Genomic DNA, 26,128 nt, shown 5'->3' with positions numbered 1-26,128 from the left:
CCTTCCAGATACAGAACTGTGCTTAGACAAGCATCGTTCTTCCAGAGAGCAGTTGCAAATAAACCAGGGAAATCAATTCATTGATTTTCTTCAGATAACCACAGTAAAGGAATAACCACGCTTATTCCTTTACTGTCAGAACGTTAAAAGGCCGCAAATGCGGCCCTTTATTTACAGACTATTCCGGATTATTCGTCCGCGTCGTCCGCGGCATCATCTTCAGTATCCGCTTCCGGAGCGATTTCATCGTCCCCTTCCGCGACGCTGCCGTCGATGCTGTCCAGATCTTCGTCGTCCACAGGCTCAGCTACGCGCTGCAGACCCACAACGTTTTCGTCTTCCGCGGTACGGATGAGGATGACGCCCTGGGTGTTACGCCCAACCACGCTGACTTCAGACACGCGAGTACGCACCAGCGTACCGGCATCGGTGATCATCATGATCTGGTCGGTATCTTCCACCTGCACCGCGCCAACAACGCTGCCGTTGCGCTCGGTTACTTTGATGGAGATAACGCCCTGCGTTGCACGAGACTTGGTTGGGTATTCTGCCGCAGCGGTACGTTTACCGTAGCCGTTTTGAGTCACGGTCAGAATCGCGCCTTCACCGCGTGGAATGATCAAGGAAACGACTTTATCGTCACCGGCAAGCTTGATACCGCGAACGCCCGTTGCGGTACGGCCCATGGTACGAACGGCGTCTTCTTTGAAGCGCACCACTTTACCCGCCGCCGAGAACAGCATGGCTTCATCGCTGCCGTTGGTTAAATCAACGCCAATCAGCTCGTCACCCTCATTGAGGTTAACGGCGATGATGCCCGCAGAACGTGGACGGCTGAAGTCGGTCAGCGCGGTTTTCTTCACGGTGCCGCTTGCGGTCGCCATGAACACGTTGATGCCTTCTGCGTACTCGCGCACCGGCAGAATCGCGGTGATGCGCTCGTCCTGCTCAAGCGGCAGCAGGTTCACAATTGGGCGACCACGTGCGCCACGGCTCGCTTCCGGCAGCTGATAAACCTTCATCCAGTACAGGCGACCACGGCTGGAGAACAGCAGGATCGTGTCATGGGTGTTGGCCACCAGCAGGCGGTCAATAAAGTCTTCTTCTTTAATACGTGCGGCTGACTTGCCTTTGCCACCACGGCGCTGCGCTTCATAATCGGTCAGCGGCTGATACTTCACATAGCCCTGGTGAGACAGGGTGACCACCACGTCTTCCTGGTTGATCAGGTCTTCAATGTTGATATCCGCGGTGTTAGCCGTGATCTCGGTGCGGCGGTTGTCGCCGAACTGATCGCGCATCGCTTCCAGCTCTTCACGGATAACTTCCATCAGGCGCTCTGCGCTGCCCAGGATATGCAGCAGTTCGGCTATCTGCTCCAGCAGCTCTTTATACTCGTCGAGCAGTTTTTCGTGCTCGAGGCCGGTCAGTTTCTGCAGACGCAGATCCAGAATCGCCTGAGCCTGCTGCTCGGTGAGGAAGTACTGGCCGTCGCGGATACCAAACTCGGGCTCCAGCCACTCAGGACGCGCGGCGTCGTCACCGGCACGTTCCAGCATCGCGGCAACGTTACCCAGATCCCACGAACGAGCAATCAGGCCAGCTTTTGCCTCTGCGGCATTTGGCGAGTGACGAATCAGCTCAATGATCGGGTCGATGTTCGCCAGGGCGATCGCCAGACCTTCGAGGATATGGGCACGATCGCGCGCTTTACGCAGTTCGAAAATGGTACGACGGGTAACCACTTCGCGACGGTGACGCACAAAAGCAGAAAGAATATCTTTCAGGTTCATTATCTTCGGCTGACCATGGTGCAGTGCCACCATGTTGATACCGAAGGAAACCTGCAGCTGGGTCTGGGAGTAAAGGTTATTGAGCACCACTTCACCAACGGCGTCGCGCTTAATCTCAATAACAATACGCATACCGTCTTTGTCAGACTCATCGCGCAGGGCGCTAATGCCTTCTACACGTTTGTCTTTCACCAGCTCGGCGATTTTCTCGATCAGGCGAGCTTTGTTCACCTGATAAGGAATTTCATGAACGATGATAGTTTCGCGGCCGGTTTTCGCATCCGCTTCTACTTCGGCGCGGGCACGAATATAAATTTTACCGCGACCGGTACGGTAGGCTTCTTCAATACCGCGGCGGCCGTTAATGATAGCGGCAGTCGGGAAGTCCGGGCCAGGGATGTGCTCCATCAGGCCTTCAACGCTGATGTTCTCGTCTTCGATATACGCGAGGCAGCCGTTGATGACTTCGGTAATGTTGTGTGGCGGAATGTTGGTCGCCATCCCAACTGCGATACCGGATGAACCGTTTACCAGCAGGTTAGGAATTTTGGTTGGCATGACGTCCGGAATTTTTTCGGTGCCGTCGTAGTTATCGACGAAATCAACCGTATCTTTTTCCAGGTCTGCCATCAGTTCGTGGGCGATTTTCGACATACGGATTTCCGTATAACGCATCGCCGCGGCGGAGTCGCCGTCTACGGAACCGAAGTTACCCTGGCCGTCGACCAGCATGTAACGCAGGGAAAATGGCTGTGCCATACGGACGATGGTGTCGTAAACCGCGGTATCACCATGGGGGTGATATTTACCGATTACGTCACCAACAACACGGGCGGATTTTTTGTATGCTTTGTTCCAGTCATTGCCCAATACGTTCATCGCGTATAGTACGCGACGGTGTACCGGCTTAAGTCCATCTCGGACATCTGGCAGTGCGCGGCCGACAATAACCGACATCGCATAATCCAGATACGAGCTCTTAAGCTCTTCCTCAATGTTGACCGGCGTAATTTCTCTGGCAAGGTCGCTCATGTAACCGCTATCCCTCTACTGTTTTCCCGGATTCAAAGGTCGCAAATTATAACACATCCGGCCCTGTGTGGGGAAACCTGAACGCAATTGTCGGCGCTTTATTCACGCCGTTAGCCTGATATACTGCCTGCCTTAACATCTGCAAGGAGTCACCGCTGTAATGAATGCTGAAAACCAACCGGTTACGCAGAACGTCGACCACGAGGAAATCGCCAAATTTGAAGCTGTCGCTTCCCGCTGGTGGGATCTGGAAGGTGAATTTAAGCCGCTGCACCGCATCAACCCGCTGCGTTTAGGCTATATCAACCAGCGCGCCGGTGGGCTGTTCGGCAAAACCGTTCTCGACGTTGGCTGCGGCGGCGGCATTCTTGCGGAGAGCATGGCGCGTGAAGGCGCTAACGTCACCGGCCTGGACATGGGCTTTGAACCGCTGCAGGTTGCCCGCCTGCACGCGCTGGAAAGCGGCGTTAAGGTCAATTACGTCCAGGAGACGGTCGAAGAACACGCGACTAAACACGCCGGGCAGTATGACGTTGTGACCTGCATGGAAATGCTGGAGCACGTCCCTGACCCGCAGTCGGTGGTCCACGCCTGTGCTCGCCTGGTTAAACCCGGCGGCCACGTTTTCTTCTCTACCATCAACCGCAACGGCAAAGCCTGGCTGATGGCCGTCGTCGGCGCTGAGTATGTGATGCGCATGGTGCCGAAAGGCACGCACGATGTTAAAAAGTTCATCAAGCCCGCCGAGCTGTTACGCTGGGTGGATGAAACCCCTCTCCGCGAGCGCCACATGACCGGCTTACATTTCAACCCCGTCACCAATGTGTTCAAGCTCGGCCCAGGGGTAGATGTTAATTATATGCTGCATACTGAAGCATAAATCGGCATATCGTATAAGGATTGATTATCGATAATTGCGCCAGAATCGTTGCGCAATTATCGATGAAGTTTAAGAAATCAGCACCCGATCAAAATTTTCATTTTTTTTGCATCCCATTGACAATTCCCTCAAGCCTTACGTGACGTGGACTTACGAAAAAAGCGCCCTGGGGAACCTCATTTTATTGATGAAATCAATACTTGTACTGAACGGATTCCTTACTAGAATACTCACCATCTAGTGACCATTTTGTCACCCACCCCCTATATATAGTATTTATCCACAGAGTTAGTCACAGGCTGGCAAATGTGCATAAATCAGGGGAAAACTCATCTCACGGACAGGTAAAACTCACATGAATCAGAGTCTGCTGGTTACAAAACGCGATGGCAGCAAAGAGCGCATCAATCTGGATAAAATTCATCGAGTACTCGACTGGGCCGCTGAAGGGCTGAACAACGTCTCCGTTTCTCAGGTTGAGCTGCGTTCCCATATCCAGTTTTATGACGGCATTAAGACCTCTGACATTCATGAAACCATCATCAAGGCTGCCGCCGACCTGATTTCCCGTGACGCACCGGATTACCAGTACCTTGCCGCACGCCTGGCGATTTTCCACCTGCGTAAAAAAGCTTATGGCCAGTTTGAGCCACCGAAGCTTTACGATCAGGTTGTGAAAATGGTTGAGCTGGGCAAATACGATCGTCACCTGCTGGAAGACTACACGGAAGAAGAGTTCGAGCAGATGAACGATTTCATCGATCACTGGCGTGATATGAACTTCTCCTACGCGGCCGTTAAACAGCTCGAAGGTAAATACCTCGTGCAGAACCGCGTCTCTGGCGAAATCTACGAGAGCGCGCAGTTCCTGTATATTCTGGTCGCCGCCTGCCTGTTCTCCGGCTACCCGCGTGAAACCCGCCTCAGCTACGTTAAGCGTTTCTATGACGCGGTTTCCACCTTCAAAATTTCTCTGCCTACGCCAATCATGTCCGGCGTGCGCACCCCTACTCGCCAGTTCAGCTCCTGCGTCCTGATCGAGTGCGGCGACAGCCTGGATTCAATCAACGCCACCTCCAGCGCTATCGTGAAGTATGTTTCTCAGCGCGCAGGCATCGGCATCAACGCCGGCCGTATTCGTGCGCTGGGCAGCCCGATTCGCGGCGGGGAAGCGTTCCACACCGGCTGTATCCCGTTCTACAAACACTTCCAGACCGCGGTGAAGTCCTGCTCTCAGGGCGGCGTGCGCGGCGGGGCTGCCACCCTGTTCTACCCAATGTGGCACCTGGAAGTTGAAAGCCTGCTGGTGCTGAAAAACAACCGTGGCGTAGAAGGCAACCGCGTGCGTCACATGGACTACGGCGTACAGATCAACAAGCTGATGTACACCCGCCTGCTGAAGGGCGAAGAGATCACTCTGTTCAGCCCGTCTGACGTGCCGGGGCTGTATGATGCTTTCTTCGCTGACCAGGATGCGTTCGAGCGCCTCTACACCAAGTACGAGAAAGACGACAGCATCCGCAAACAGCGCGTGAAAGCGGTCGAGCTGTTCTCTCTGATGATGCAGGAACGCGCCTCTACCGGCCGTATCTACATCCAGAACGTTGACCACTGCAACACCCACAGCCCGTTCGATCCGGCGATTGCGCCGGTACGCCAGTCAAACCTGTGCCTGGAAATCGCCCTGCCGACCAAACCGCTGGACGACGTGAACGATGAAAACGGCGAAATTGCCCTGTGTACGCTGTCCGCGTTCAACCTTGGCGTGATCGAAAGCCTGGCAGACCTGGAAGAGATGGCCGTGCTGGCGGTACGCGCCCTCGACGCCCTGCTCGACTATCAGGATTACCCAATTCTGGCGGCGAAACGCGGCGCAATGGGTCGTCGTACGCTGGGTATCGGGGTGATTAACTTTGCCTACTATCTGGCGAAGCACGGCGTGCGTTACTCTGACGGCAGCGCAAACAACCTGACGCACAAGACCTTCGAAGCGATTCAGTACTACCTGCTGAAAGCCTCAAACGAGCTGGCGAAAGAGCAAGGCGCCTGCCCGTGGTTCAACGAAACCACCTATGCGAAAGGCATTCTGCCGATCGATACCTATAAGAAAGACCTGGATGCTATCAGCAACGAGCCGCTGCATCTGGACTGGGAAGGCCTGCGTGAGTCCATCAAAACTCACGGCCTGCGCAACTCCACGCTTTCTGCCCTGATGCCGTCTGAGACCTCCTCGCAGATCTCTAACGCCACCAACGGCATTGAGCCGCCGCGCGGCCACATCAGCATTAAAGCGTCGAAAGACGGGATCCTGCGCCAGGTCGTGCCGGATTATGAAGCGCTGAAAAACAACTACGAGCTGCTGTGGGAAATGCCGAGCAACGACGGTTATCTGCAGCTGGTTGGCCTGATGCAGAAGTTTATCGACCAGTCGATCTCTGCCAACACCAACTACGATCCAACGCGCTTCCCGTCGGGCAAAGTGCCGATGCAGCAGTTGCTGAAGGATCTGCTCACCGCCTATAAATTCGGCGTGAAAACCCTGTACTATCAAAACACCCGCGACGGCGCGGAAGATACTCAGGATGACCTGGCTCCTTCCATCCAGGACGATGGCTGCGAAAGCGGTGCATGTAAAATCTGATTTTCGTTTTTCCCTCACCTCTGTTTCTCCCGGCACCGGGCCAGTTCCCTCTCCCTTTGGGAGAGGGTCAGGGTGAGGGGAAAAAATTATGGAATACAAATAAATGGCTTACACTACTTTTTCACAGACGAAAAACGATCAGCTCGCCGAGCCTATGTTCTTTGGCCAGTCGGTTAACGTGGCGCGCTACGACCAGCAGAAATACGACATCTTCGAAAAGCTGATTGAAAAGCAGCTCTCCTTCTTCTGGCGTCCGGAAGAAGTGGACGTCTCCCGCGACCGTATCGACTTCCAGGCGCTGCCGGAGCATGAGAAACACATCTTCATCAGCAACCTGAAGTACCAGACGCTGCTTGACTCCATCCAGGGCCGCAGCCCGAACGTTGCGCTGCTGCCGCTGATTTCTATTCCTGAACTGGAAACCTGGGTCGAAACCTGGGCGTTTAGCGAGACCATTCACTCTCGCTCCTACACCCACATCATCCGCAACATCGTGAACGATCCGGCGATTGTCTTCGACGATATCGTGACCAACCAGGAAATCCTCAAGCGCGCCAAAGACATCTCTGGCTACTACGACGACCTGATTGAGATGACCAGCTACTGGCATCTGCTGGGCGAAGGCACGCACAACGTGAACGGCAAAACCGTTACCGTGAACCTGCGCGCGCTGAAACGACAGCTGTACCTCTGCCTGATGAGCGTTAACGCCCTGGAAGCGATTCGCTTCTACGTAAGCTTCGCCTGCTCCTTCGCCTTCGCCGAGCGCGAACTGATGGAAGGTAACGCCAAAATCATCAAGCTGATTGCCCGTGATGAAGCCCTGCACCTGACCGGCACTCAGCATATGCTGAACCTGCTGCGCAGCGGAGAAGACGATCCCGAAATGGCGGAAATCGCCGTTGAATGTCGTCAGGAATGCTACGACCTGTTCGTGCTGGCCGCCCAGCAGGAAAAAGAGTGGGCCGAATACCTGTTCCGCGACGGCTCGATGATTGGGATGAACAAAGACATCCTCTGCCAGTATGTGGAGTACATCACCAACATCCGCATGCAGGCCGTGGGCCTCGACCTGCCGTTCCAGACCCGTTCTAACCCGATTCCGTGGATCAACGCGTGGCTGGTGTCCGATAACGTGCAGGTTGCCCCGCAGGAAGTTGAAGTCAGCTCCTATCTGGTGGGCCAGATTGACTCGGAAGTCGATACCGACGATCTGAGCAACTTCCAGCTGTAAGCAATGAGCCGTATCACGCTCAGCATTACCGGCGCGCAGCTGATGAGCGAAGAGGAACACCCTTCGCTACTGGCGGCGCTGGAGTCCCACAAAGTCTGCGTAGAGTATCAGTGTCGGGAAGGCTATTGCGGCTCATGCCGCACCCGGCTGCTGGCGGGTGAAGTGCAGTGGCTGACCGAGCCCCTGGCGTTTATCCAGCCCGGTGAAATTCTCCCCTGCTGCTGCAAGGCCCGGGGCGATATAGAAATCGAGATGTAGTTGTTAAAAAGGCCGCGAATGCGGCCTTTTTCATTAATGATTACGGCTTATTAAGAAACCGCACAGCTTTGTCCGGGAAGTCGGTAAACAGCCCGTCCACGCCGGCTTTGTTGTACAGCACGTCATACAGCTGATTCACATCGCTGACGTAGTCCGGCAGCGCGTCCGCCCTCACCGTATAAGGATGCACCGTCAGTTTGCTGGCGTGCGCTTCGGTTACCATATCGCTGAGCTTCACTTTGCCTTTGGTTGATGCCTTCTCCACCAGCATGTGGTAGTCCGGGCCGATACCGTCGGCATACTGGGCTATCTGCTTCATCGCGCCAGGCTTAAACATCCAGTCGTAGCTGTAGTTCACCCACTTGCCGTCCGGCTGTTTTTCCTGAGTCTCATTCCAGTCGGTATAGGCGATAAGCTGCACCAGATTAAGGTTCATGCCCATTTTCGGCTCAAGCTCGTTTTTAATGCGCTTAAGCTCTGCGGCGTCAAAGCACTGGAGATAAACCTTATCCTGCTTGCCGGTGTAGCCGTATCGCTTGAGCACCTCGAGGGTTTTCGCCGCGATATCCTTCCCTTCCTGATGGTGGAACCACGGCGCTTTTATCTCAGGATAAATGCCGATGTTCTTGCCGGTGGAATGGTTCAGCCCCTGAACAAACTCGATTTCTTCTTCAAAGGTGTGCACCCGGAAGTCGGATTTGCCCATCGGGAAGCGCCCCGGATAGGTCTGCACCTGCTTGCCGTCAACGATATCAAAACCTTCGGTGAACCTGAGGGACTTGATTTCCGCCAGCGTAAAGTCGATGGCGTAGTAGCGGCCATCTTTACGTGCACGGTCCGGGAAGCGCTTCGCGACGTCGGTCACCCTGTCCAGATAGTGGTCATGAAGCACCACCAGCCTGTCGTCTTTGGTCATCACCAGATCTTGCTCAAGGTAGTCCGCGCCCTGAGCGTAGGCCATCGCTTTTGCCGGCAACGTATGCTCAGGCAGATAGCCGCTGGCACCCCGGTGGGCAATCACTATTTTGTCCGTGGTCTGGGCGAATACGCTGCTGGTCGCCACCAGCACCACGCCCGCCAGTAAGGATTTTGCCATCAGTTTCATTCTGCTCCCCTTAGCCGTTCTTCAACAATTTTTCATCGCGATGCTTACGCTCGCCAATCATCACCACAATCAGCAGCAGCACGGCCAAAACGCTGCCGCCAATCATCACGATAAAGCCGCCGTCCCAGCCGAAGAAGTCCACGGTATAGCCGACAATGGCGCTGGCCGCGACCGAGCCGCCCAGGTAGCCAAACAGTCCGGTAAAGCCCGCCGCCGTGCCTGCGGCTTTCTTCGGGGCAAGCTCCAGCGCATGCAGGCCAATCAGCATCACAGGGCCATAAATCAGGAAGCCGATAACAATCATACAGGCCATGTCCACGCCCGGATTGCCCGGCGGGTTGAGCCAGTAAACCACGGTGGCAATTGTCACCAGCACCATGAAGAACACGCCGGTTGCGCCACGGTTACCTTTAAATACCTTGTCCGACATCCAGCCGCAAAGCAGCGTGCCGGGGATACCCGCGTACTCATAAAGGAAGTAGGCCCACGAGGATTTATCCAGCGCGAAGTGCTTCACTTCTTTCAGGTAAGTTGGCGACCAGTCCAGAATGCCGTAGCGCAGCAGATAGACAAACACGTTGGCAATGGCGATGTACCACAGCAGGCGGTTCGGGAAGACATACTTCATGAAGATCTGCTTCGCCGTCAGCTCTTCTTCCGCTTTCTCACTGTAATCGTCCGGGTAGTCGTTTTTGTACTCTTCAATCGGCGGCAGGCCACAGGATTGCGGCGTATCACGCATCAAACCGAAAGCAATAATCGCCACAACGATCGCCGCAAAAGCAGGCATATACAGCGCCGCATGCCAGTCGTTAAACCACGCCATGCCCAACAGGAACAGCAGTGGAGGAAGACCACCGCCCACGTTATGGGCGCAGTTCCAGACGGAAACAATGCTCCCACGCTCCTTCTGCGACCACCAGTGCACCATGGTGCGCCCACACGGCGGCCACCCCATGCCCTGGAACCAGCCACAGGCGAACAGCAGCACAAACATCACGGCGATGCTGGACGTTGCCCACGGCACAAAGCCCATAAATAGCATGACGGCGGCGGCGAGAATCAACCCGGCAGGCAGGAAAACGCGCGGATTCGAACGGTCAGAGACCGATCCCATGATGAATTTCGAAAATCCGTAGGCAATCGAAATCCCGGAAAGTGCAAAACCGAGATCGCCGCGGGAGAAGCCCTGCTCCACCAGATACGGCATCGCAAGGGTGAAGTTTTTCCTTACCAGATAGTAAGCCGCATAACCGAAGAAGATACCCATGAAAATTTGCCAGCGCAGGCGGCGATAGGTCGGATCTATCTGCTCCTCTGACAAACGCGTCTTATGCGCGGCGGGTTTGAAGATACTTAACATACGAGCCTCCGTGGCGTTGGTGTTCAGCGGGAGCAAGCGGCTCCCGCCAAATGTTCTTTTGCGAGCGCATGTTAGTTATCTATGCGCGTATTTACTGTGAAACATCGCACACAATGTTACATTTTTATTACAAAAAGGCGAAAAGGTGCATTTCGTCATGAATAACTTTCGTTTATTGCTCGAATTTGCTCGCAATCAAACATTTCGTACTTTATTTATGGCTGAATAACGGTAAATAAAGAAGGGATAAAAGGAACGCCATGTGAGCAGAGAAACGGACGTGATTATTATCGGCGGAGGAGCAACCGGCGCCGGGATCGCGCGCGACTGCGCCCGACGCGGACTGAAAGTGCTGCTGCTCGAGCGCCATGACATCGCTACAGGCGCGACGGGCCGCAATCATGGCCTGCTCCACAGCGGCGCTCGCTATGCGGTCACCGACGGTGAATCCGCAAAAGAGTGTATCGAAGAAAACCGCATTCTGCGGCGCATCGCCCGCCACTGCATCGAACCTACGGACGGCCTGTTTATCACCCTTCCGGAAGACGATCTCGCGTTTCAAAGCGGATTTATCACCGCCTGTCGCCAGGCCGGTATCGATGCACAAGCGCTTGATCCCAAAGAAGCGCTGCGGCTGGAGCCGTCCGCAAACCCAACGTTAATCGGTGCCGTTCGCGTGCCGGACGGGACGGTCGATCCTTTCCGCCTGACCGCAGCCAATATGCTCGATGCGAAGGAACACGGGGCTGAAGTTCTGACAGGCTGCGAAATCACCGGCCTGATTCGCGAAGGCTCCCGGGTTTGCGGCGTGCGCGTATTCAATCATCTCACCAGGCAAGCAGGAGAATTCCGCGCGCCTATGGTGGTTAATGCTGCGGGTATCTGGGGGCAACGCATCGCGGAATACGCCGATCTCAACGTAAAAATGTTCCCGGCTAAAGGCGCGCTGCTGATCCTCGGCCACAGAATCAATAACATGGTCATCAACCGCTGCCGTAAACCGGCAGACGCCGATATCCTTGTCCCCGGCGACACCATCTCGCTTATTGGCACCACCTCCACGCACATTGACTACGACCAGATTGACAATATGTCCGTCACGCCGGATGAGGTAGATATTCTGATCCGTGAAGGTGAAAAACTGGCTCCGGTACTGGGCCGAACCCGCATTCTTCGGGCCTACGCAGGCGTCAGGCCTCTGGTCGCCAGCGATAACGATCCGACGGGGCGCAGCGTCAGCCGTGGGATTGTGCTGTTGGATCACGCAAAACGCGACGGTATGGACGGCTTTATCACCATTACCGGCGGCAAACTCATGACCTACCGCCTGATGGCGGAATGGGCCACCGACCTGGTTTGCGAGCGGCTTGGGAACAATATCCCCTGCTCCACAGCTTCGACGCCGCTGCCGGGATCCGAACAAACGGCAGAGCAAACGCTGGGCAAAGTTATCTCCTTACCGCCTACGATTCGCGGGTCGGCCGTCTGGCGGCACGGCGATCGCGCTACCCGCCTGCTGAATAACAGCCGGCTTAGCAACAGCCTGGTTTGCGAATGCGAAGCCGTCACCTCCGGTGAGGTTCGCTATGCCATCGACGCCCTCGGCGTAAAAAGCCTGGGTGATTTACGCCGCAGAACGCGTGTGGGCATGGGTACCTGCCAGGGCGAACTTTGCGCCTGCCGTGCCGCGGGCCTGCTGCAGCGCTTCCAGCTCACCACACCGGCACAATCTCTGGAACAGCTTTCCCACTTCCTCAACGAACGCTGGAAAGGCGTCCGCCCGATAGCCTGGGGAAATGCGTTGCGCGAAAGCGAATTTACCACCTGGGTTTACCAGGGATTGTGCGGCCTGGATAACGGAGAACAGGGATGAAATTCGACACTATCATCATCGGCAGCGGCCTGGCCGGACTGACCGCAGGCATAAAGCTGGCGGAAAACGGGCAACGCTGCGCTATCGTCAGCCGCGGGCAAAGCGCCCTGCACTTCTCTTCCGGCTCGCTGGATTTGCTCTCGGCGCTGCCGGACGGCAGCCCGGTTCAGGAGCCTGAGGCCGCGCTGGAAAGCCTGGCTGAACAGGCCCCCCAACATCCCTACAGCCTGATGGGCAAAGAAAGCGTGTTGGCTTTTGCCGCAGAAAGCGAACAACTGCTGGCAAGGGCTGGCATCCCCTTGACGGGCCATTATCGCCAAAACCACCTGAGAATCACCCCGCTGGGTAAGCAAAGAGCCTGCTGGCTAAGCCCGCCGGAGGTGCCTCAGGCTCCACTGCCGTGGCAAAAAGTGACGGTAATTAATATCGCAGGTTTTCTGGACTTTCAGGCAGAGCTGGTGGCCGGTTCGCTTTCGTCCTCGGGCTGTGCCGCACACGTCGCCGAACTCACCTTACCCGTGCTTGACGTATTACGTGATAACCCAAGCGAGTTTCGCGCCGTAAACATCGCCCGGGTGCTGGATCTGCCGGAAAATCACCAGGCATTGGTGGATGAACTCAGGCTGCTATTGGGCAGCGGTGAAGCGATGATCCTTCCCGCCTGTTTCGGTCTGGAAGAGAGTACGGTTTCAGCCCTGCAGCAGGCGCTAAACGTGCCGGTAAAACTGCTCCCAACCCTGCCGCCCTCTGTACCTGGAATGAGGCTCCACAATGCGCTTCGCCGCCGCTTTCAATCCCTCGGCGGGCTTATCATGCCGGGAGACACCGTCATCGGCGCTCAGTTAGAACGAGGCTGCATCAACGCCCTGTTCACCAAAAATCACCGTGAAGTTCCGTTACGTACCCGTCATGTCATTCTGGCCAGCGGAAGCTTTTTCAGCGGCGGGCTGGAAGCTGACAGGCAGCGAGTTTTTGAGCCTATCTTCGGGCTGGACGTGGAGGTACCGGGGGATCGCGCCTCATGGAGTGAGACCGATTTCTTTACGCCTCAGCCCTGGCTGCAGTTTGGGCTAAAAGTGAATACCCGGCTTCAGCCGAGCCATGACGGTGAACACACGCGAAATCTTTATGCCATTGGCTCTGTGCTGGGCGGTTTTAACCCCATCCAGCAAGGATGCGGGGCCGGTGTTTCTATGCTCACGGCGCTCTGTGTTGCCGAACAAATCCTTGCTGCCGCGGAGGCTTGCCATGAACCTGCTTGATGAAACCAGCTTTGAAAGCTGTATTAAATGCACGGTCTGCACCACAGCCTGCCCGGTTAGCCGCGTACGCCCGGAATATCCGGGGCCAAAACAGGCCGGGCCCGACGGCGAAAGGCTGAGACTAAAAGATCCCTCGCTGTATGACGACGCGCTGAAGTACTGCACCAACTGCAAACGCTGCGAAGTCTCCTGCCCGTCCGAGGTCAAAATTGGCGACATCATCCAGCGGGCGCGTGCCAGATACGGTGAGCATAAACCTTCCCTGCGCGACGCGATTCTCAGCCATACCGATTTAATGGGCACGCTCTCCACGCCTTTTGCCCCGCTGGTCAATGCCACCACCGGCATGAAGCCCGTACGTAAGCTGCTGGATAAAGCGCTCAACATTGATTCCCACCGCGAACTGCCCAAATACTCCTTCGGCACCTTCCGCCAGTGGTATCGACGCCAGGCGGCGCGCCAGGCCACCTTCCCGCAGCAGGTCGCGTTCTTCCACGGCTGCTTCGTGAACTACAACCATCCCCAGCTCGGCAAAGATATGGTTAAAGTGCTTAACGCGATGGGCATCGGCGTTCAGTTACTGAAAAGAGAGAAGTGCTGCGGCGTACCGCTCATCGCCAACGGCTTTATTGAAAAGGCAAAAAAACAGGCGGCGGTAAATGCCAGTTCGCTTGAAGAAGCGGTTATTCAGCGCGGGCTACCGGTCGTGGCAACTTCTTCGACCTGCACCTTCACCCTGCGCGATGAATACCCGCACATTCTCGGCGTTGATACCACGCCGATCCGCGATCACATTGAGCTGGCAACCCGCTATATCTGGAAACTTCTGGAAGAGGATGGCAGAACATTAGCGCTAAAAAATACGCCGCTTCGCATCGCTTACCATACGCCGTGTCATATGGAAAAAATGGGCTGGACGCTTTACTCCGTTGAGCTGCTGCGCCGAATTCCCGGCGTGGAGCTGGTGATGCTGGACTCCCAATGCTGCGGCATCGCCGGCACCTATGGGTTTAAAAAAGAAAACTATCCGACCTCCCAGCGTATCGGCGCGCCGCTGTTCCAGCAGATAGAAGAGAGCGGCGTTGACCTGGTAGTCACCGACTGTGAAACCTGTAAATGGCAGATAGAGATGTCCACCAGCAAACGCTGCGAGCACCCGATTACGCTGCTGGCACGGGCGCTCGCCTGATGCTTAGAGGCTGGCTGATTCCACAACCTTAATCCAGCCGTGCTCGGTTTCCAGCGGCTGGTCGTTGAGCCAGCGACGCAGCACGTTAAGCGCCATCATGGCGCACACTTCCTGACGAATGGCCAGCGCATGGCGGCTGGTACCAAACTTCACGCCAAGGCCAAAGGTGCCGTCCGGCGTGGAGAGAGCAAAGTTGATTTGCCTCTCTTCCTCACCGGCAATAACCAGAGCCACGCCGCTTTGCTGGCTCTGGCGCAGATCTGCGCTGGCCTTCAGCGCTTCCGCCAGCGTGCCAGCCTCCTGCGGTAAAACACGGCTAGCTTTCAGCGCAGCCTGCGCCCTTGTCAGCTGTAGCGCCAGCAGGCCGCCGGTAAACTGTTCGCTCACGGCGATAGTCAGTGAACGCTCGGCGAGGCGGCGGGCTATTTGCGCCGGAAGCCCTTCGGTTCCTTCAAAAATCAGGCTATCACCGGCGACACGGCGCACCTCTGGCCATACCGCTTCCATCGCCTCACGCTGGCTGGCCGGGCCGGTGAGCTTAAGCTCGATAATCGGCATAGACGAGCGATACCCCATCACCACATTCTCCGGCAACGTCAGCGGATCAAGACATTGCGCCAGCTCGCTTTCGGAGCGCCCAAAGGTGGTTAAACGCAGGCATATTGGAGGTTCAGGGAGCGTAAAACGCGTGCGCAGCCGGGGCATAATTTCTTTATCTACCATCGCCTTAAATTCTGATGGCACGCCGGGCGTGAAGAACATCAGGCAGCGGTTTAAGGTCATTGCAAAACCGCAGGCAGTGCCCACGGGGTTGTCGATCATTTCGCTGTTGGCCGGAATTTGTGCCTGCTTGCGGTTGCTCGGGGCCATCACTCGCCCACGCTCGGCGAAAAACTGCTCCATCCAGGCTAGCCATTCGGCATGCTCAACCAGCTCAACGCCCGCAGCGGTAGCCGCCGCCAGCGCGCTTAAATCATCGCTTGTGGGCCCCAGACCGCCGTTAACAATCAGTACGTCGGCCTGGTGGCTGCGCTCTTGCAGTATGGCAATCAGGTCAGGAAGGCTGTCGCCCACCGTATTACGGCGCGACATCGGTAAACCCTGGTGAAAGAAATAATCGGCAAGCCAGGCTGCATTGGTATCGGTAATTTGCCCGTACAGCACTTCGTCACCGGTCGACAGCATTTCTACTTTTAACATCTTCTACTCCGCAGCAAGGGAACGCCCCACTATAGCGCAGACGGGAACAACGGGCGGGAAGAAAAAGCGCAACAGAAGCGTCGCGCTGGAAGAAATTAGAAGCTGGCGCTGACGCCCACATACGGACCGTCGGCAACGGTATCGGTCCGGTCACCGTCTTTGCCGCCAAGGCTGATGTAACGGTAGCCCACCTGAGCCGAGAACGGACGCATAAAGTTCCAGCTTGCGCCTGCGCTTGCTTCTTTATAGTCCTTCACGCCGCTGGACAGCGAATCTGGCGAGTAGTAGTAATCGCCAAACACCGCAATATCAGGCGTAATTGGCCATTTCAGGCCGCCGCCGGCCGCAACCGCATAACCTTCTTTGCGATCTTTTGGATGCAGGTAAACGCCACGCCCCCCCACGGTTGCCATCATCGGCCCCAGAGGAATATTAAAGCCGAGGCCAAGACCCACGGCATCGCCGTTGTCGTCGTTGTGCGCGTAGTTACCGGTTACCGCAATGCCGCTGCTTTCGGTGCCAAAACCCACGCCGAGATTAGTGTATTCCTTGCCGACTTCAGCACTCACGCCAATCGCGCTGGCACCTGCAGAAACCAGCAGCAAACCCGCGCCGCCGGCTAAAAGTAATTTATTCATTCCTTGGTTCCTGAAAAAGAAAAAGGGCTGCCCTTGAAAACGCCATTGGATGGCGTGGCGCATTATCTTATTAACGCGTTAGAAAATGCCAATATTTCCTTGAGTGTAAGGAAATGAAAAGACACCATTTCCGGGGACAAGATCAATGAACCACGACGGCGGAAAGTGCAACAGTGTTCCGGCAATGAATGTAGTCACATTATAAATATGGTCTATATTTAACATTTTCTGTAACCACTTGACCCAGGTCTTAGGGAGGCATTGATGAGCAAGAAAGGATTAACCACCGCCGCAGGCGCACCCGTTGCCGATAACAACAACGTCGCTACCGCAGGCCCGCGTGGCCCTATGCTGCTTCAGGACGTCTGGTTTCTTGAAAAGTTAGCGCATTTCGACCGGGAGGTTATTCCCGAGCGCCGTATGCACGCCAAAGGTTCTGGCGCTTTCGGCCATTTTACCGTTACTCACGACATCACCCGCTACACCCGAGCAAAACTCTTTTCGGAAGTCGGCAAAAAAACCGAAATGTTTATGCGTTTCTCCACCGTTGCCGGTGAACGTGGCGCCGCCGACGCCGAGCGCGATATCCGCGGTTTTTCCATGAAATTCTATACAGAGGAAGGCAACTGGGACCTGGTGGGTAACAACACGCCGGTATTCTACCTCCGCGATCCGCTCAAGTTCCCGGACCTGAACCACGTCGTAAAACGCGACCCGCGCACCAACCTGCGTAACCCGACCTATAAATGGGATTTCTTCTCGCATCTGCCGGAATCGCTTCACCAACTGACCATTGATTTCAGCGATCGCGGCCTGCCGAGTTCCTATCGCCATATCCACGGCTTTGGCAGTCATACCTTTAGTTTTATCAATAAAGACAACGAGCGTTTCTGGGTGAAATTCCACTTTAAAACCCAACAGGGCATTGAGAACCTGATGGACGAAGAAGCGGGAAAAATCATCGCTGAAGACCGCGAAAGCTCGCAGCGCGATCTGTACGAATCCATTGAGGCCGGTGACTTCCCACGCTGGAAGCTGTTCATTCAGATTATGCCGGAAGCCGAAGCGTCAAAAACACCGTACAACCCGTTTGATCTGACCAAGGTCTGGCCGCACGGTGACTACCCTCTGATGGAGGTCGGGTATATCGAACTGAATCGCAACCCTGAAAATTACTTCTCGGATGTCGAACAGGCGGCAATGTCTCCGGCAAACGTGGTACCCGGCATTGGCTTCTCCCCGGATAAAATGCTGCAGGGCCGCCTGTTCTCCTACGGAGATGCGCACCGCTATCGCCTTGGCGTGAACCATCATCAGATCCCGGTGAATGCGCCAAAATGCCCGTTCCATAACTATCACCGCGACGGCGCAATGCGCGTGGACGACAACAGCGGCAACGGCGCAACCTACGAGCCAAACAGCTTCAACGTTTTCCAGGAGCAGCCAGATTTCAGCGAGCCGCCGCTAAGCCTTGAAGGCGCGGCCGACCACTGGAACCATCGCGAAGATACCGACTATTTCAGTCAGCCACGGGCGCTGTACAACCTGCTGAGCGATGAGGAGCATCAGCGCATGTTTGCGCGTATCGCCGGAGAGATGAAAGACGTGCCGGAAAGTATTCAGGCGCGACAGATTTGCCTGTTCAGCCAGGTTCATCCTGAATACGGCGCGGGAGTGGCTAACGCACTCAAAGCGCTTAAGAACGACAGGTAAAATATTGCAGGGGTTATGCCCCTGCAGCCCACTCTATCAGCCTGCGGCGGGAGATTTTAATCCCGCCCTGTTTTAGCGGCTGCGGCAGCGTTAACCAACGCACTGGCCGCTGAAAACGGGGCAACTTTCCGTCAAGCCAGGCGGCAATCTCGTTAAAATCACATCCCGCATTAGTCTCGACAACGGCAACCGGCCGCTGTCCAAACTCAGCGTCATCCACGGGCACCACAAACACCTGCTGTACCGCAGGATGTGTCGCAATGACCCGCTCCACCTCTTCCGGCTGAATACCTTCCCCGCCGCTGAAGAACTGGTTGTCAAGGCGTCCGATTATCGTCAGGCGTCCCGCCTGCAAAACGCCCCGGTCACGGGTAGCAAACCAGCCGTATTCATTCTCCAGCGGAACAAGCTGCCCGTCCCGCCAGTAGCCGCTGGCCTGGCTATCCGCACGGATCCACACTTCTTCATCGACGATTTTCACCTCCCGCCCCGGCAGCGGTTCGCCAACGTCAGGCTGCCCGTCGGCACGTTTCGCACAGACCGTCGAAGCCAGCTCGGTTAAGCCATAGCCACACCAGCAGCGCACGCCGCGGGCTTCTGCCTGCTGCGTCAGTTCAACGGGGATGGCTGCCCCGCCAAGCAGCACTTCACGCAGCGCCAGGGACCGCCGTTGTTCCAGCAGCCGCCACAGCTGAGTCGGCACCAGCGAGGCATGGCTGCACTCCCGCAAGGCTTCGCTTATCGACTGCGCAGAAGAAACCTTCAGCTGCCCACCGGCATGCAGCCAGCGCCAGAGTATCCCCTGGCCGGAAACGTGGAACAGCGGTAACGACAAGAGCCAGCTATCTTCGGCGCCGTAATCCATCCTCGACAGCACACCCGCCGCGCTGGCGAGGTGAGCGGATAATGTATGCACAGCGGCCTTGGGTAACCCGGTTGAACCGGAAGTGAGCGTCATTGACGCCAGCCGTGACGGCCGCCAGCTTTCGCACCAGGGCGCGGCATCCACCAGCCGCAGCGGCGTTAAGCCAGGGACCGGACAAACGTCGGTTAAGGTGATGCCGTAGCCCAGCGTCATCGACGGCAGGAGCTGTGCCAGCAGGCTATCAGGCAGCTGTGGGTTAAGCGGCAAAACGCGTGCACCGCACTGCAATAGCGCCAGCCAGGCAAGCAGCGTTTGCGGGCCGTTTTTCGCTTTCAGCGCAACGCCATCGCCTTCTTTTACACCCTGCAGGTGGAAGCCCCCCGCCAGCGCGTCCACGCGCTGACACAGGGTTGGCCAGGTTAAGCGTTCATCATCGAGGCGGAGCGCGACGTTTGCGCCCCGGACGTTTGCCCAGTGACGCCACGGCCAGTCGGTAAAGCTCATCGAATACGCTCAAGCTGACTGGCGCTTATGCAAGGCAGCGGGCTTCCCGGCCAGCTGCGCTCAAGCTGTGTCTGCATCAGCGACAAAGTATCCAGCCCCGGCAGGGTTCCCGGCGTCAGCCAGGCGGCGATGCGAGCCAACTGGGTCAGCCCCAGGCTCGACTCAATGGAGGAGCTGATCACCGCTTTTAACCCTAATTTGTGCGCGGAGGTGACCTGCTCACGCACTTTATCCAGGCTTCCGGTTAGCGTCGGTTTGATAATCACTGCCGAAACGCCCGGCTCTGCGGCGAAAACGAAATCACTCTCTCGCAGGCTCTCGTCCCAGGCAATTGCAATCCCCGTTTCCCGACTGAACTCGCGAGACTGCTCGCGGGTTTTGCACGGTTCTTCGATAAAATCGATGCGCGAACGGTAATCAGGATTAACGTATTTAGCGAACTGCAGTGCCTTAAGCGGCGTCCAGCTGCGGTTGGCATCAAGACGCAAATGCAGTTCAGGCACGGCCTCAAGCAGCAGATTAACCACCATGCCGTCCCGCACGGCTTCGTACAGGCCGACTTTGACCTTGGCCACTTTTTCGCCAGGCATCGCCGCCAGCGCAAGAATCAACTCGTCAGGATCGCCGGTACACAGCGGAGCCGCGCGGTAGTCCGCAGGCTGCGGCAGCGTGCCGCTAGCTTCAACCAGCGCGCAGCTCAGGCCGAACGCGACGGACGGCAGCTCGGGCAGCGGAGTCGACTCATCGGCTACCCATTGTTCAAGCCAGCGCTCAGCCTGCGCCTGAGCTTCCGCGAGGTTTTCACCGCTAAAGCCAGGTAGAGGAGATATTTCCCCCCATCCGGTGCTCTCGCCCGGCGTCAGCCGCACCAGCAGGCCCTCTCTGAATTTGAGGCGCTGGTCACGTAGCACAACGCCTGCCTCCATAGGGATTTGAAAGCGCCACAGCGCCGCGCGGCGCATTACGGATTCCGTTTAAATTTGCTGAAGTCCGGCTGACGTTTCTGGTTAAACGCGTTGCGGCCTTCCTGACCTTCCTCGGTCATATAGAACAGCATGGTGGCGTTCCCCGCCAGCTCCTGTAGCCCGGCCTGGCCGTCACAGTCGGCATTCAGCGCCGCTTTCAGGCAGCGCAGCGCCATCGGGCTGTTTTGCAGCATCTCGCGGCACCAGCGCACGGTTTCTTTTTCCAGGTCAGCAATCGGCACAACGGTATTCACCAGCCCCATATCGAGCGCTTCTTTTGCATCGTACTGGCGGCACAGGAACCAAATTTCGCGAGCCTTTTTCTGACCAACGATACGTGCCATGTAGGAAGCCCCCCAGCCGCCGTCGAAAGAGCCTACTTTCGGGCCAGTCTGGCCAAAGACGGCGTTTTCAGCAGCGATAGTCAGGTCACACATCATGTGCAGCACATGGCCGCCGCCGATGGAAAAGCCGGCCACCATCGCCACAACAGGTTTAGGGCAGGTGCGGATTTGACGCTGGAAGTCGAGCACGTTCAGGTGATGAACGCCGCTTGTGTCCTGATAGCCGCCGTAGTCGCCGCGCACTTTCTGGTCGCCGCCCGCACAGAAGGCTTTTTCACCTTCGCCGGTCAGAATAATGGTGCCGATATTGTCGTCATAGCGAGCGTCGGCCAGGGCGTTGATCATCTCTTTGACGGTCAGCGGACGAAATGCATTACGCACTTCCGGGCGGTTAATGGTGATTTTGGCGATACCGTCGCTGGATTTATGGTAGCGAATATCGGTGTAGCCTTCAGAGCAATCCAGCCATTCAACCGGGGCGTAAAGCATTTGTTCATCAGGATAAATCATGAGAGATCCTTACAGGTCATAGTGACGAAAGAGGGTCAGGAGCGCGGAACTAAACGCAGCGGGAGCTTCCCGATGTGCGTTATGCCCGGCGCCAGAAATCAGTGCCAAAGAGCAGCGAAGCTCTGCGGCAACGGCGCGAAACTTTTCGTCTCGCTCGCCGCATAAATAATGAAAAGGAACGGCTAGCCGGCTCAGCGGCTCACGTAAATCAGGCTGGGAGGCAAGCGAAGTCGCCTCAAGCATTCGGGCCAACGCCTGCGGATTGTTTTGCACACGCAGGGCAACTAATTCAGCGCGCTGCTCGCGGCTTAACGAACGGAAGACCGGCTGCTGGTACCAGTCGTTAAGCACGGCCTGAAAGTTTTCATGCATCAACCGCTGTGCCCAATGGGAATCGCTCAGCGCCCTCGCCTCGCGTTCTGCTTCGCCGTTTAAACCGGGATGGCCACCTTCAACGACCAGCCCACGCAGGCCCTTCGACTCTGGCCGACTGGCGTGATACATGGCGATTCGCCCGCCAAGTGAATAGCCGACGAGCCAATAGCTGTCGATGCCGTGATGTTTGAGGGTATTTCGTAACGCGCTATCAACCCCGGCAAAGTTCTGGACGCGGACGTCGGCGGAACCGCCGTGGCCGGGCAGATCTATCCTGAGCTGTGACCAGTCAGGAAAATGCGGCTCAAACTCCTGCCATTCCTGATGACTGCCAAGAAAACCGTGCAGCCAGACGATCCACGGCAGAGTTGAACGGTGGCCCAAATGCGGCACGGCATGAAGGATCATACCTGGCTAACCTGGGCCAGCAGGTGCTGGAGCGTTTGGGCCCCGTCGGTTTCCGGCACGGTGATTTCAATCACCGTTGCACCAGGGCGCAGCCAGGCCCGGCGAACAGCCTCTTCCAGCGCCTGCCAGTTTTCTGGGTTCTGATAACCCAGCCCAAACATGGCGGCGGCATGGGAGAAATTCACGTTTTGCGGCATACAATAAAAACGTTCGCGCTCTTCGGCAGGCGTTGGCAGAAGCGAGAAGATCTGGCCGCCGTTGTTGTTGACCACCAGCAGCACAAACGGCGCCGATGCGTGGCGCAACAATGCCAGCGCGTTAAGGTCATAAAGGGCAGAAATATCGCCGACTATTGCGAGAGTGGAGCGCGCCGTAGCACGCTGAACGCCTGCTGCAGTAGAAAGCAGGCCGTCAATACCGCTCGCGCCCCGGTTGCTGTAAACCGGGTAGCCCACCGGGAGCTGCGCGAAGGCGTCAATCAAGCGAACAATTAAACTGTTGCCCACAAACAGCTGGCCGCCTTCCGGCAGCAGCTGCGGCAGGCGCTGGGCAACCTGTGCCTCGCCAAATTCACCCGTGCCTTGCTCAACCTTTTCCAGCGTTTGCCAGGCAAGAGACGTTAGCTCTTCGGCCCAGGGAAGCCGTTTTTCAGCCGCATGTTTTTCCAGCCACGCTTCAACGTTGGCAACCAGACGGCGGCCACGATGGCTGGCAGGGTCAAGGCGTCCTGGCTGCTCATCGACCAGCCAGTACTCTTCCGGCCGACAGGCTGCCTGCCACTGAAGCACGCGTTTCCCGGTCAGGCTGCCGCCAAACTGAATGACTATTTGCGCCTGCTCCAGGCAGGCAACGGCCTGGCTATTGCTTAGCCACAGATCCGCACACGGCAGCGGCTGGCCGGTTTGCGAAAGCACATCACCGATAAGCGGCCAGCCGAGCATTTGTGCCCAGGCCGCAACCTGTTCGCCTTCGCTGGCTGAAAGCCGCCCGGCAACCACTACGCCCCGTTTTTGCCGCCAGAAGAACCAGTCTCTTTGCTTTAGCACGACATTTTCGTGGGCTTCACGCAGCCAGGGAGCGTTGCCTTCCCACCAGCTTTCCAGCCGGTTTTGCCAGTCAAGGCCGGTATCATCAGGCGCGCCGTAAAGCGGCTCGGCAAACGGGCAGTTGATGTGCAGTGCGCCACCGCTGAGCTGGCCGACGGCGCTGTCGACCGCAGACACCAGCCAACTGGCGGGAATATCGGGAGTCGGGCGAGGCAGGTTAAGCGCAGCTGAAGGATGGGAGCTGAACAGCCCCGGCTGGCGAATCGCCTGGTTTGCGCCGCAGTCGATAAGCTCCGGCGGGCGGTCGGCCGTCAGTAAAATCAGTTTTTCGCCGGTCAGTCCGGCTTCTATCACGGCGGGATAAAGGTTGGCGACGGCGGTGCCGGAAGTGACGATGATCGCCACCGGCTCGCCGCTGGCTTTTGCCAGCCCGAGCGCCAGATGGCCAAGGCCGCGTTCATCAAAATGGGTGTGGCAAATGAAACTGCGGTTATCCGCCGCGCTGAGGGTCAGCGGCGTGGAGCGGGAGCCGGGCGCGATGCACACGTGCCGCACCCCATGCCGGGTCAACGCTTCGAGTATGACGCCCGCCCAGCGGCGGTTAAATGAGCTTATCGACATAATATTGTCCGCAGTCAATTTCGACTATTGATTATAAATACTATGGAAAGAGTTAAATTGATTTGCGTCGTGAATAGATTATTCAGTTACCGCCGCCAACCAGCAGCGTCTTCAATCCAGCCGCTTTGTTTTCAATTTCCTGCCATTCTTCTGCGGCCACAGAGCCGGCGACGATGCCTGCCCCGGCATAAAGACGAACGCCGGTGTGGCTTACTTTCGCCGAGCGCAGCGCTACGCAGAACTCCGTTTGATGGCGGGACAGGTAGCCTGCCGAGCCTGCATACCATTCACGCTCAAAAGGCTCGTTCGCGGCAATAAATGCGCGGGCAAGTTCGCGCGGCAGGCCCGCCACCGCCGCGGTTGGCTGTAGCTGATGGAGGCAAAGCGCATCGTCCTGACGCTTGAGCTGCGTCCAGACGCAGCGGCGAAGATGCTGAACCTTGCGCAGCCGCATTACCTGCGGGGGCAGCACGTCCAGCGCGCCAACCGCATCCCGTAGCCGCTGGCAGATGTCTTCTACCACCAGCATATTTTCACGCTGGTTTTTGTCATCTTTTAGCAGCCAATGGCCTAGCTTCGCGGCCTGAGCGTCGTCGGCGTGGTTAGCCACCGTGCCCGCCAGCGCCTCGGTACGCAGCGCATCGTCGATTCTTCGCCACAGGCGCTCCGGGCTGGAGCCCAGAAACGCGTTTTTCGCATCGAACGCCATCAGAAAATGGTAGCAGTTCAGGTTCACCCTGCGGCTTGCGGCCATAAACCCTGCGGCAGAAACCGGAGAAGAAAACGCCAGGTCGGTAGCCCGAGCCAGCACGACTTTATCCAGTTCATCCTGGCTAATAGCGCTCACAACCTGGTCTACCAGGCGGTGCCATTCAGGCTGTTCCGGGAGATGGGTTTCCCCCAGGCATTTGAGGTTTAGCTGCGGGAGGAGTTTCGCCGGCAGAAGCTGTTCAATAAACGCCGCGGCGGCTAAAGCATCCTGCTTCAGAGAGGTTTCGCTGTAGAGATGCAGCCAAAGATATGCCTCCCCGCCTACGCGTCGCCATTCCACACGCGAGAGAAACAGGAAGCCGTGAGCCGGGTCGAAAGCATTTAGCCCCCAGACGCGCAGAAAAGGCTGTTCCGGGTGAGACTGTAAAAATGTCTGAGCTTCTTCCAGGGCAGAAAAACTCAGCAACGCGCCCAGCGCGGCAACCTCTTCGTTACCGCTGCGCTGCTGCCAGTAAAATTGAGGATAGAGCGATTGGGCAGTTAGCCAGGCGAGAGGATCGGAGGCGTCACTCAGCGTGACCGGCACGCACAGGCGCTGAAGGCCCGGCGCATCCGCAAATTCTCCTGCTAATTCCTGCTGCATTTGCTGCAGTGCTACGGCTACTGAATTCACGTTTACCTCACGCTCCGTAAAAACCCCTGATTATACGTGGTCGTTACAGCAAAAAAAAATCCTACCCAGGGGGTAAGATTCTTTATTTGCCGTTTGCAGGCGAAATCAACTTTATCGGCGGAGTAAAAGCCCAATCATCAGCCCTACCGCAGCGCCGATGCCAATGCCCTGCCACGGTTTTTCGTGCACGTAATCATCAGCACGGTAAACCGCCTTTTTGGCGCGGTAATAGTAGTTGTCCGACGCGTTGCTGATGCGTTCTTTCACGTCGTTCAGCGCCTGTTCCGCTTTCGCCTTTAGCTCAATGTATTTTTGGTCAGCCGGATCGCCGGAGGAACGAAGGACCTCTTCAAGCGTGTCGCTTAACAGCGCAAGGTCATCATCGAGACGAGATTCATACGGTTGCATACCTTTTTCTCCGTGTTAAAAAATTTCTCGTCCGCTAACTATAGACAACCTGAACGGGTTTCGCCTGCTATCGATTAGCCATGCCAACGTGCGGGATGCCATCTTCGTCATACACTTCGGTGACCGGATGGAAACCAAACTGGGCATAAAACGCCTGCAAATGTGCCTGAGCGCCCAGGTAAATAGCCCTGTCAGGCCACTGACGTTGACAGGCAGCAAGCGCCTGGGTCATGAGCTGCTGGCCAAGCTTTTCACCGCGGACGGATGCATCCACAATGACGCGGCCAATGACCACCGGCTCCAGTTCGTTGTCGCTTTTAAGAATGCGGGCATAGGCAATTAACTTGCCATCCCGCCAGCCGAGAATATGGCGGTTCTCTCCCACCAGATCCTCACCATCAACATCAAGATAAGCGCAGCGCTGCTCAACAATAAAGACTTCACAGCGCAGGGCCAGAAGGGCATAAAGATCGGTGGCGCTCAGCTCAGAATGGTGTAAATCCTGCCAGTTAAGCAT

Annotated in this window: 21 protein-coding genes; 8 read left to right on the top strand and 13 right to left on the bottom strand. The window is 56.7% G+C overall.

Features of this window, described 5'->3' with window-relative positions; all coding sequences use genetic code 11:
• Window positions 1–188: 188 nt before the first annotated feature.
• Window positions 189–2,825: a DNA topoisomerase (ATP-hydrolyzing) subunit A gene (gene gyrA / locus HX778_RS00695; protein ID WP_038480959.1), complete on the bottom strand. Its 2,637-nt coding sequence runs from the start codon at window positions 2,823–2,825 to the stop codon at window positions 189–191.
• A 160-nt stretch (window positions 2,826–2,985) separates the two neighbouring features.
• On the opposite strand from gyrA, the gene ubiG reads away from it, so the two are divergent.
• The 4 genes from ubiG to yfaE all read left to right on the top strand — a co-directional run bounded on the left by ubiG (window position 2,986) and on the right by yfaE (window position 7,838).
• Window positions 2,986–3,705, top strand: a complete 720-nt coding sequence (ubiG, locus tag HX778_RS00690; RefSeq protein ID WP_176981063.1) for a bifunctional 2-polyprenyl-6-hydroxyphenol methylase/3-demethylubiquinol 3-O-methyltransferase UbiG — start codon at window positions 2,986–2,988, stop codon at window positions 3,703–3,705.
• 355 nt (window positions 3,706–4,060) lie between these two features.
• Window positions 4,061–6,346, top strand: coding sequence for a class 1a ribonucleoside-diphosphate reductase subunit alpha (gene nrdA / locus HX778_RS00685; RefSeq protein ID WP_038480953.1), 2,286 nt, complete (start codon window positions 4,061–4,063; stop codon window positions 6,344–6,346).
• Between the two features lie 103 nt (window positions 6,347–6,449).
• Window positions 6,450–7,580: a class Ia ribonucleoside-diphosphate reductase subunit beta gene (gene nrdB / locus HX778_RS00680; RefSeq protein ID WP_038480950.1), complete on the top strand. Its 1,131-nt coding sequence runs from the start codon at window positions 6,450–6,452 to the stop codon at window positions 7,578–7,580.
• A 3-nt stretch (window positions 7,581–7,583) separates the two neighbouring features.
• On the top strand, window positions 7,584–7,838 hold the full coding sequence (gene yfaE, locus HX778_RS00675; RefSeq protein WP_038480947.1) for a class I ribonucleotide reductase maintenance protein YfaE: 255 nt from the start codon (window positions 7,584–7,586) through the stop codon (window positions 7,836–7,838).
• Between the two features lie 40 nt (window positions 7,839–7,878).
• On the opposite strand, the gene glpQ is transcribed toward yfaE, so the two are convergent.
• The gene (gene glpQ, locus HX778_RS00670) at window positions 7,879–8,943 is read right to left on the bottom strand and encodes a glycerophosphodiester phosphodiesterase (RefSeq protein WP_038480944.1); all 1,065 of its coding nucleotides are present in this window, start codon (window positions 8,941–8,943) and stop codon (window positions 7,879–7,881) included.
• A 10-nt stretch (window positions 8,944–8,953) separates the two neighbouring features.
• Entirely contained in the window at window positions 8,954–10,306 is a 1,353-nt protein-coding gene (gene glpT, locus HX778_RS00665; protein ID WP_038480941.1) for a glycerol-3-phosphate transporter, read from the bottom strand.
• Window positions 10,307–10,568: 262 nt separating this feature from the next.
• On the opposite strand from glpT, the gene glpA reads away from it, so the two are divergent.
• Genes glpA through glpC form a run of 3 tightly spaced genes read left to right on the top strand, consistent with a single transcriptional unit; the run spans window position 10,569 to window position 14,630 of the window.
• Window positions 10,569–12,179: an anaerobic glycerol-3-phosphate dehydrogenase subunit A gene (gene glpA / locus HX778_RS00660; RefSeq protein ID WP_176981062.1), complete on the top strand. Its 1,611-nt coding sequence runs from the start codon at window positions 10,569–10,571 to the stop codon at window positions 12,177–12,179.
• On the top strand, window positions 12,176–13,441 hold the full coding sequence (gene glpB, locus HX778_RS00655; RefSeq protein ID WP_176981061.1) for a glycerol-3-phosphate dehydrogenase subunit GlpB: 1,266 nt from the start codon (window positions 12,176–12,178) through the stop codon (window positions 13,439–13,441). Before glpA ends, glpB begins: the two co-directional genes overlap by 4 nt.
• A complete protein-coding gene (gene glpC / locus HX778_RS00650) occupies window positions 13,428–14,630 on the top strand; it encodes an anaerobic glycerol-3-phosphate dehydrogenase subunit GlpC (protein ID WP_038480932.1) in 1,203 nt (400 codons plus the stop codon). The genes glpB and glpC overlap by 14 nt, the downstream gene beginning before the upstream one ends.
• A gap of 3 nt (window positions 14,631–14,633) precedes the next feature.
• Here glpC and HX778_RS00645 read toward each other — a convergent pair whose 3' ends face one another.
• Window positions 14,634–15,830 carry a nicotinamide mononucleotide deamidase-related protein YfaY gene (locus HX778_RS00645; RefSeq protein WP_176981060.1) on the bottom strand — a complete coding sequence of 399 codons (1,197 nt, stop codon included), beginning with the start codon at window positions 15,828–15,830 and terminating at the stop codon, window positions 14,634–14,636.
• Between the two features lie 95 nt (window positions 15,831–15,925).
• A complete protein-coding gene (locus tag HX778_RS00640) occupies window positions 15,926–16,468 on the bottom strand; it encodes a YfaZ family outer membrane protein (protein WP_176981059.1) in 543 nt (180 codons plus the stop codon).
• Between the two features lie 264 nt (window positions 16,469–16,732).
• Between HX778_RS00640 and katA the strand changes: the two genes are divergently transcribed.
• The gene (gene katA, locus HX778_RS00635; protein ID WP_038480923.1) at window positions 16,733–18,181 is read left to right on the top strand and encodes a catalase KatA; all 1,449 of its coding nucleotides are present in this window, start codon (window positions 16,733–16,735) and stop codon (window positions 18,179–18,181) included.
• A gap of 13 nt (window positions 18,182–18,194) precedes the next feature.
• On the opposite strand, the gene menE is transcribed toward katA, so the two are convergent.
• The 8 genes from menE to HX778_RS00595 form a co-directional block, all read right to left on the bottom strand.
• Entirely contained in the window at window positions 18,195–19,550 is a 1,356-nt protein-coding gene (gene menE, locus HX778_RS00630) for an o-succinylbenzoate--CoA ligase (RefSeq protein ID WP_176981058.1), read from the bottom strand.
• Window positions 19,547–20,512 (bottom strand): o-succinylbenzoate synthase, encoded by a 966-nt coding sequence (gene menC, locus HX778_RS00625; protein WP_176981057.1) that lies wholly within the window; start codon window positions 20,510–20,512, stop codon window positions 19,547–19,549. Before menC ends, menE begins: the two co-directional genes overlap by 4 nt.
• Complete coding sequence (gene menB, locus HX778_RS00620) at window positions 20,512–21,369, bottom strand: 1,4-dihydroxy-2-naphthoyl-CoA synthase (protein ID WP_038480914.1); 858 nt, start codon at window positions 21,367–21,369, stop codon at window positions 20,512–20,514. Before menB ends, menC begins: the two co-directional genes overlap by 1 nt.
• Before the next feature lie 9 nt (window positions 21,370–21,378).
• A complete protein-coding gene (menH, locus tag HX778_RS00615; RefSeq protein WP_176981056.1) occupies window positions 21,379–22,152 on the bottom strand; it encodes a 2-succinyl-6-hydroxy-2,4-cyclohexadiene-1-carboxylate synthase in 774 nt (257 codons plus the stop codon).
• Complete coding sequence (menD, locus tag HX778_RS00610; protein ID WP_176981055.1) at window positions 22,149–23,819, bottom strand: 2-succinyl-5-enolpyruvyl-6-hydroxy-3-cyclohexene-1-carboxylic-acid synthase; 1,671 nt, start codon at window positions 23,817–23,819, stop codon at window positions 22,149–22,151. Before menD ends, menH begins: the two co-directional genes overlap by 4 nt.
• An 82-nt stretch (window positions 23,820–23,901) precedes the next feature.
• Window positions 23,902–25,203 (bottom strand): isochorismate synthase MenF, encoded by a 1,302-nt coding sequence (menF, locus tag HX778_RS00605; protein ID WP_038480904.1) that lies wholly within the window; start codon window positions 25,201–25,203, stop codon window positions 23,902–23,904.
• A gap of 111 nt (window positions 25,204–25,314) precedes the next feature.
• A complete protein-coding gene (gene elaB / locus HX778_RS00600) occupies window positions 25,315–25,611 on the bottom strand; it encodes a stress response protein ElaB (RefSeq protein WP_176981054.1) in 297 nt (98 codons plus the stop codon).
• A 67-nt stretch (window positions 25,612–25,678) separates the two neighbouring features.
• On the bottom strand, window positions 25,679–26,128 hold the full coding sequence (locus HX778_RS00595; protein WP_154188114.1) for a GNAT family N-acetyltransferase: 450 nt from the start codon (window positions 26,126–26,128) through the stop codon (window positions 25,679–25,681).

The sequence above is a fragment of the Cedecea sp. P7760 genome (assembly GCF_013386425.1).
GTDB classification, from domain to species: domain Bacteria; phylum Pseudomonadota; class Gammaproteobacteria; order Enterobacterales; family Enterobacteriaceae; genus Cedecea; species Cedecea selenatireducens.
This window is presented reverse-complemented; position numbering and strand designations above follow the sequence as displayed.

Bases quoted from the DNA above. Each gene is read 5' to 3' on its own strand.
- gyrA (WP_038480959.1), bottom strand. From the start codon at position 2,825: ATGAGCGACCTTGCCAGAGAAATTACGCCGGTCAACATTGAGGAAGAG.
- ubiG (WP_176981063.1), top strand. From the start codon at position 2,986: ATGAATGCTGAAAACCAACCGGTTACGCAGAACGTCGACCACGAGGAA.
- nrdA (WP_038480953.1), top strand. From the start codon at position 4,061: ATGAATCAGAGTCTGCTGGTTACAAAACGCGATGGCAGCAAAGAGCGC.
- nrdB (WP_038480950.1), top strand. From the start codon at position 6,450: ATGGCTTACACTACTTTTTCACAGACGAAAAACGATCAGCTCGCCGAG.
- yfaE (WP_038480947.1), top strand. From the start codon at position 7,584: ATGAGCCGTATCACGCTCAGCATTACCGGCGCGCAGCTGATGAGCGAA.
- glpQ (WP_038480944.1), bottom strand. From the start codon at position 8,943: ATGAAACTGATGGCAAAATCCTTACTGGCGGGCGTGGTGCTGGTGGCG.
- glpT (WP_038480941.1), bottom strand. From the start codon at position 10,306: ATGTTAAGTATCTTCAAACCCGCCGCGCATAAGACGCGTTTGTCAGAG.
- glpB (WP_176981061.1), top strand. From the start codon at position 12,176: ATGAAATTCGACACTATCATCATCGGCAGCGGCCTGGCCGGACTGACC.
- glpC (WP_038480932.1), top strand. From the start codon at position 13,428: ATGAACCTGCTTGATGAAACCAGCTTTGAAAGCTGTATTAAATGCACG.
- HX778_RS00645 (WP_176981060.1), bottom strand. From the start codon at position 15,830: ATGTTAAAAGTAGAAATGCTGTCGACCGGTGACGAAGTGCTGTACGGG.
- HX778_RS00640 (WP_176981059.1), bottom strand. From the start codon at position 16,468: ATGAATAAATTACTTTTAGCCGGCGGCGCGGGTTTGCTGCTGGTTTCT.
- katA (WP_038480923.1), top strand. From the start codon at position 16,733: ATGAGCAAGAAAGGATTAACCACCGCCGCAGGCGCACCCGTTGCCGAT.
- menE (WP_176981058.1), bottom strand. From the start codon at position 19,550: ATGAGCTTTACCGACTGGCCGTGGCGTCACTGGGCAAACGTCCGGGGC.
- menC (WP_176981057.1), bottom strand. From the start codon at position 20,512: ATGCGCCGCGCGGCGCTGTGGCGCTTTCAAATCCCTATGGAGGCAGGC.
- menB (WP_038480914.1), bottom strand. From the start codon at position 21,369: ATGATTTATCCTGATGAACAAATGCTTTACGCCCCGGTTGAATGGCTG.
- menH (WP_176981056.1), bottom strand. From the start codon at position 22,152: ATGATCCTTCATGCCGTGCCGCATTTGGGCCACCGTTCAACTCTGCCG.
- menD (WP_176981055.1), bottom strand. From the start codon at position 23,819: ATGTCGATAAGCTCATTTAACCGCCGCTGGGCGGGCGTCATACTCGAA.
- elaB (WP_176981054.1), bottom strand. From the start codon at position 25,611: ATGCAACCGTATGAATCTCGTCTCGATGATGACCTTGCGCTGTTAAGC.
- HX778_RS00595 (WP_154188114.1), bottom strand. From the start codon at position 26,128: ATGCTTAACTGGCAGGATTTACACCATTCTGAGCTGAGCGCCACCGAT.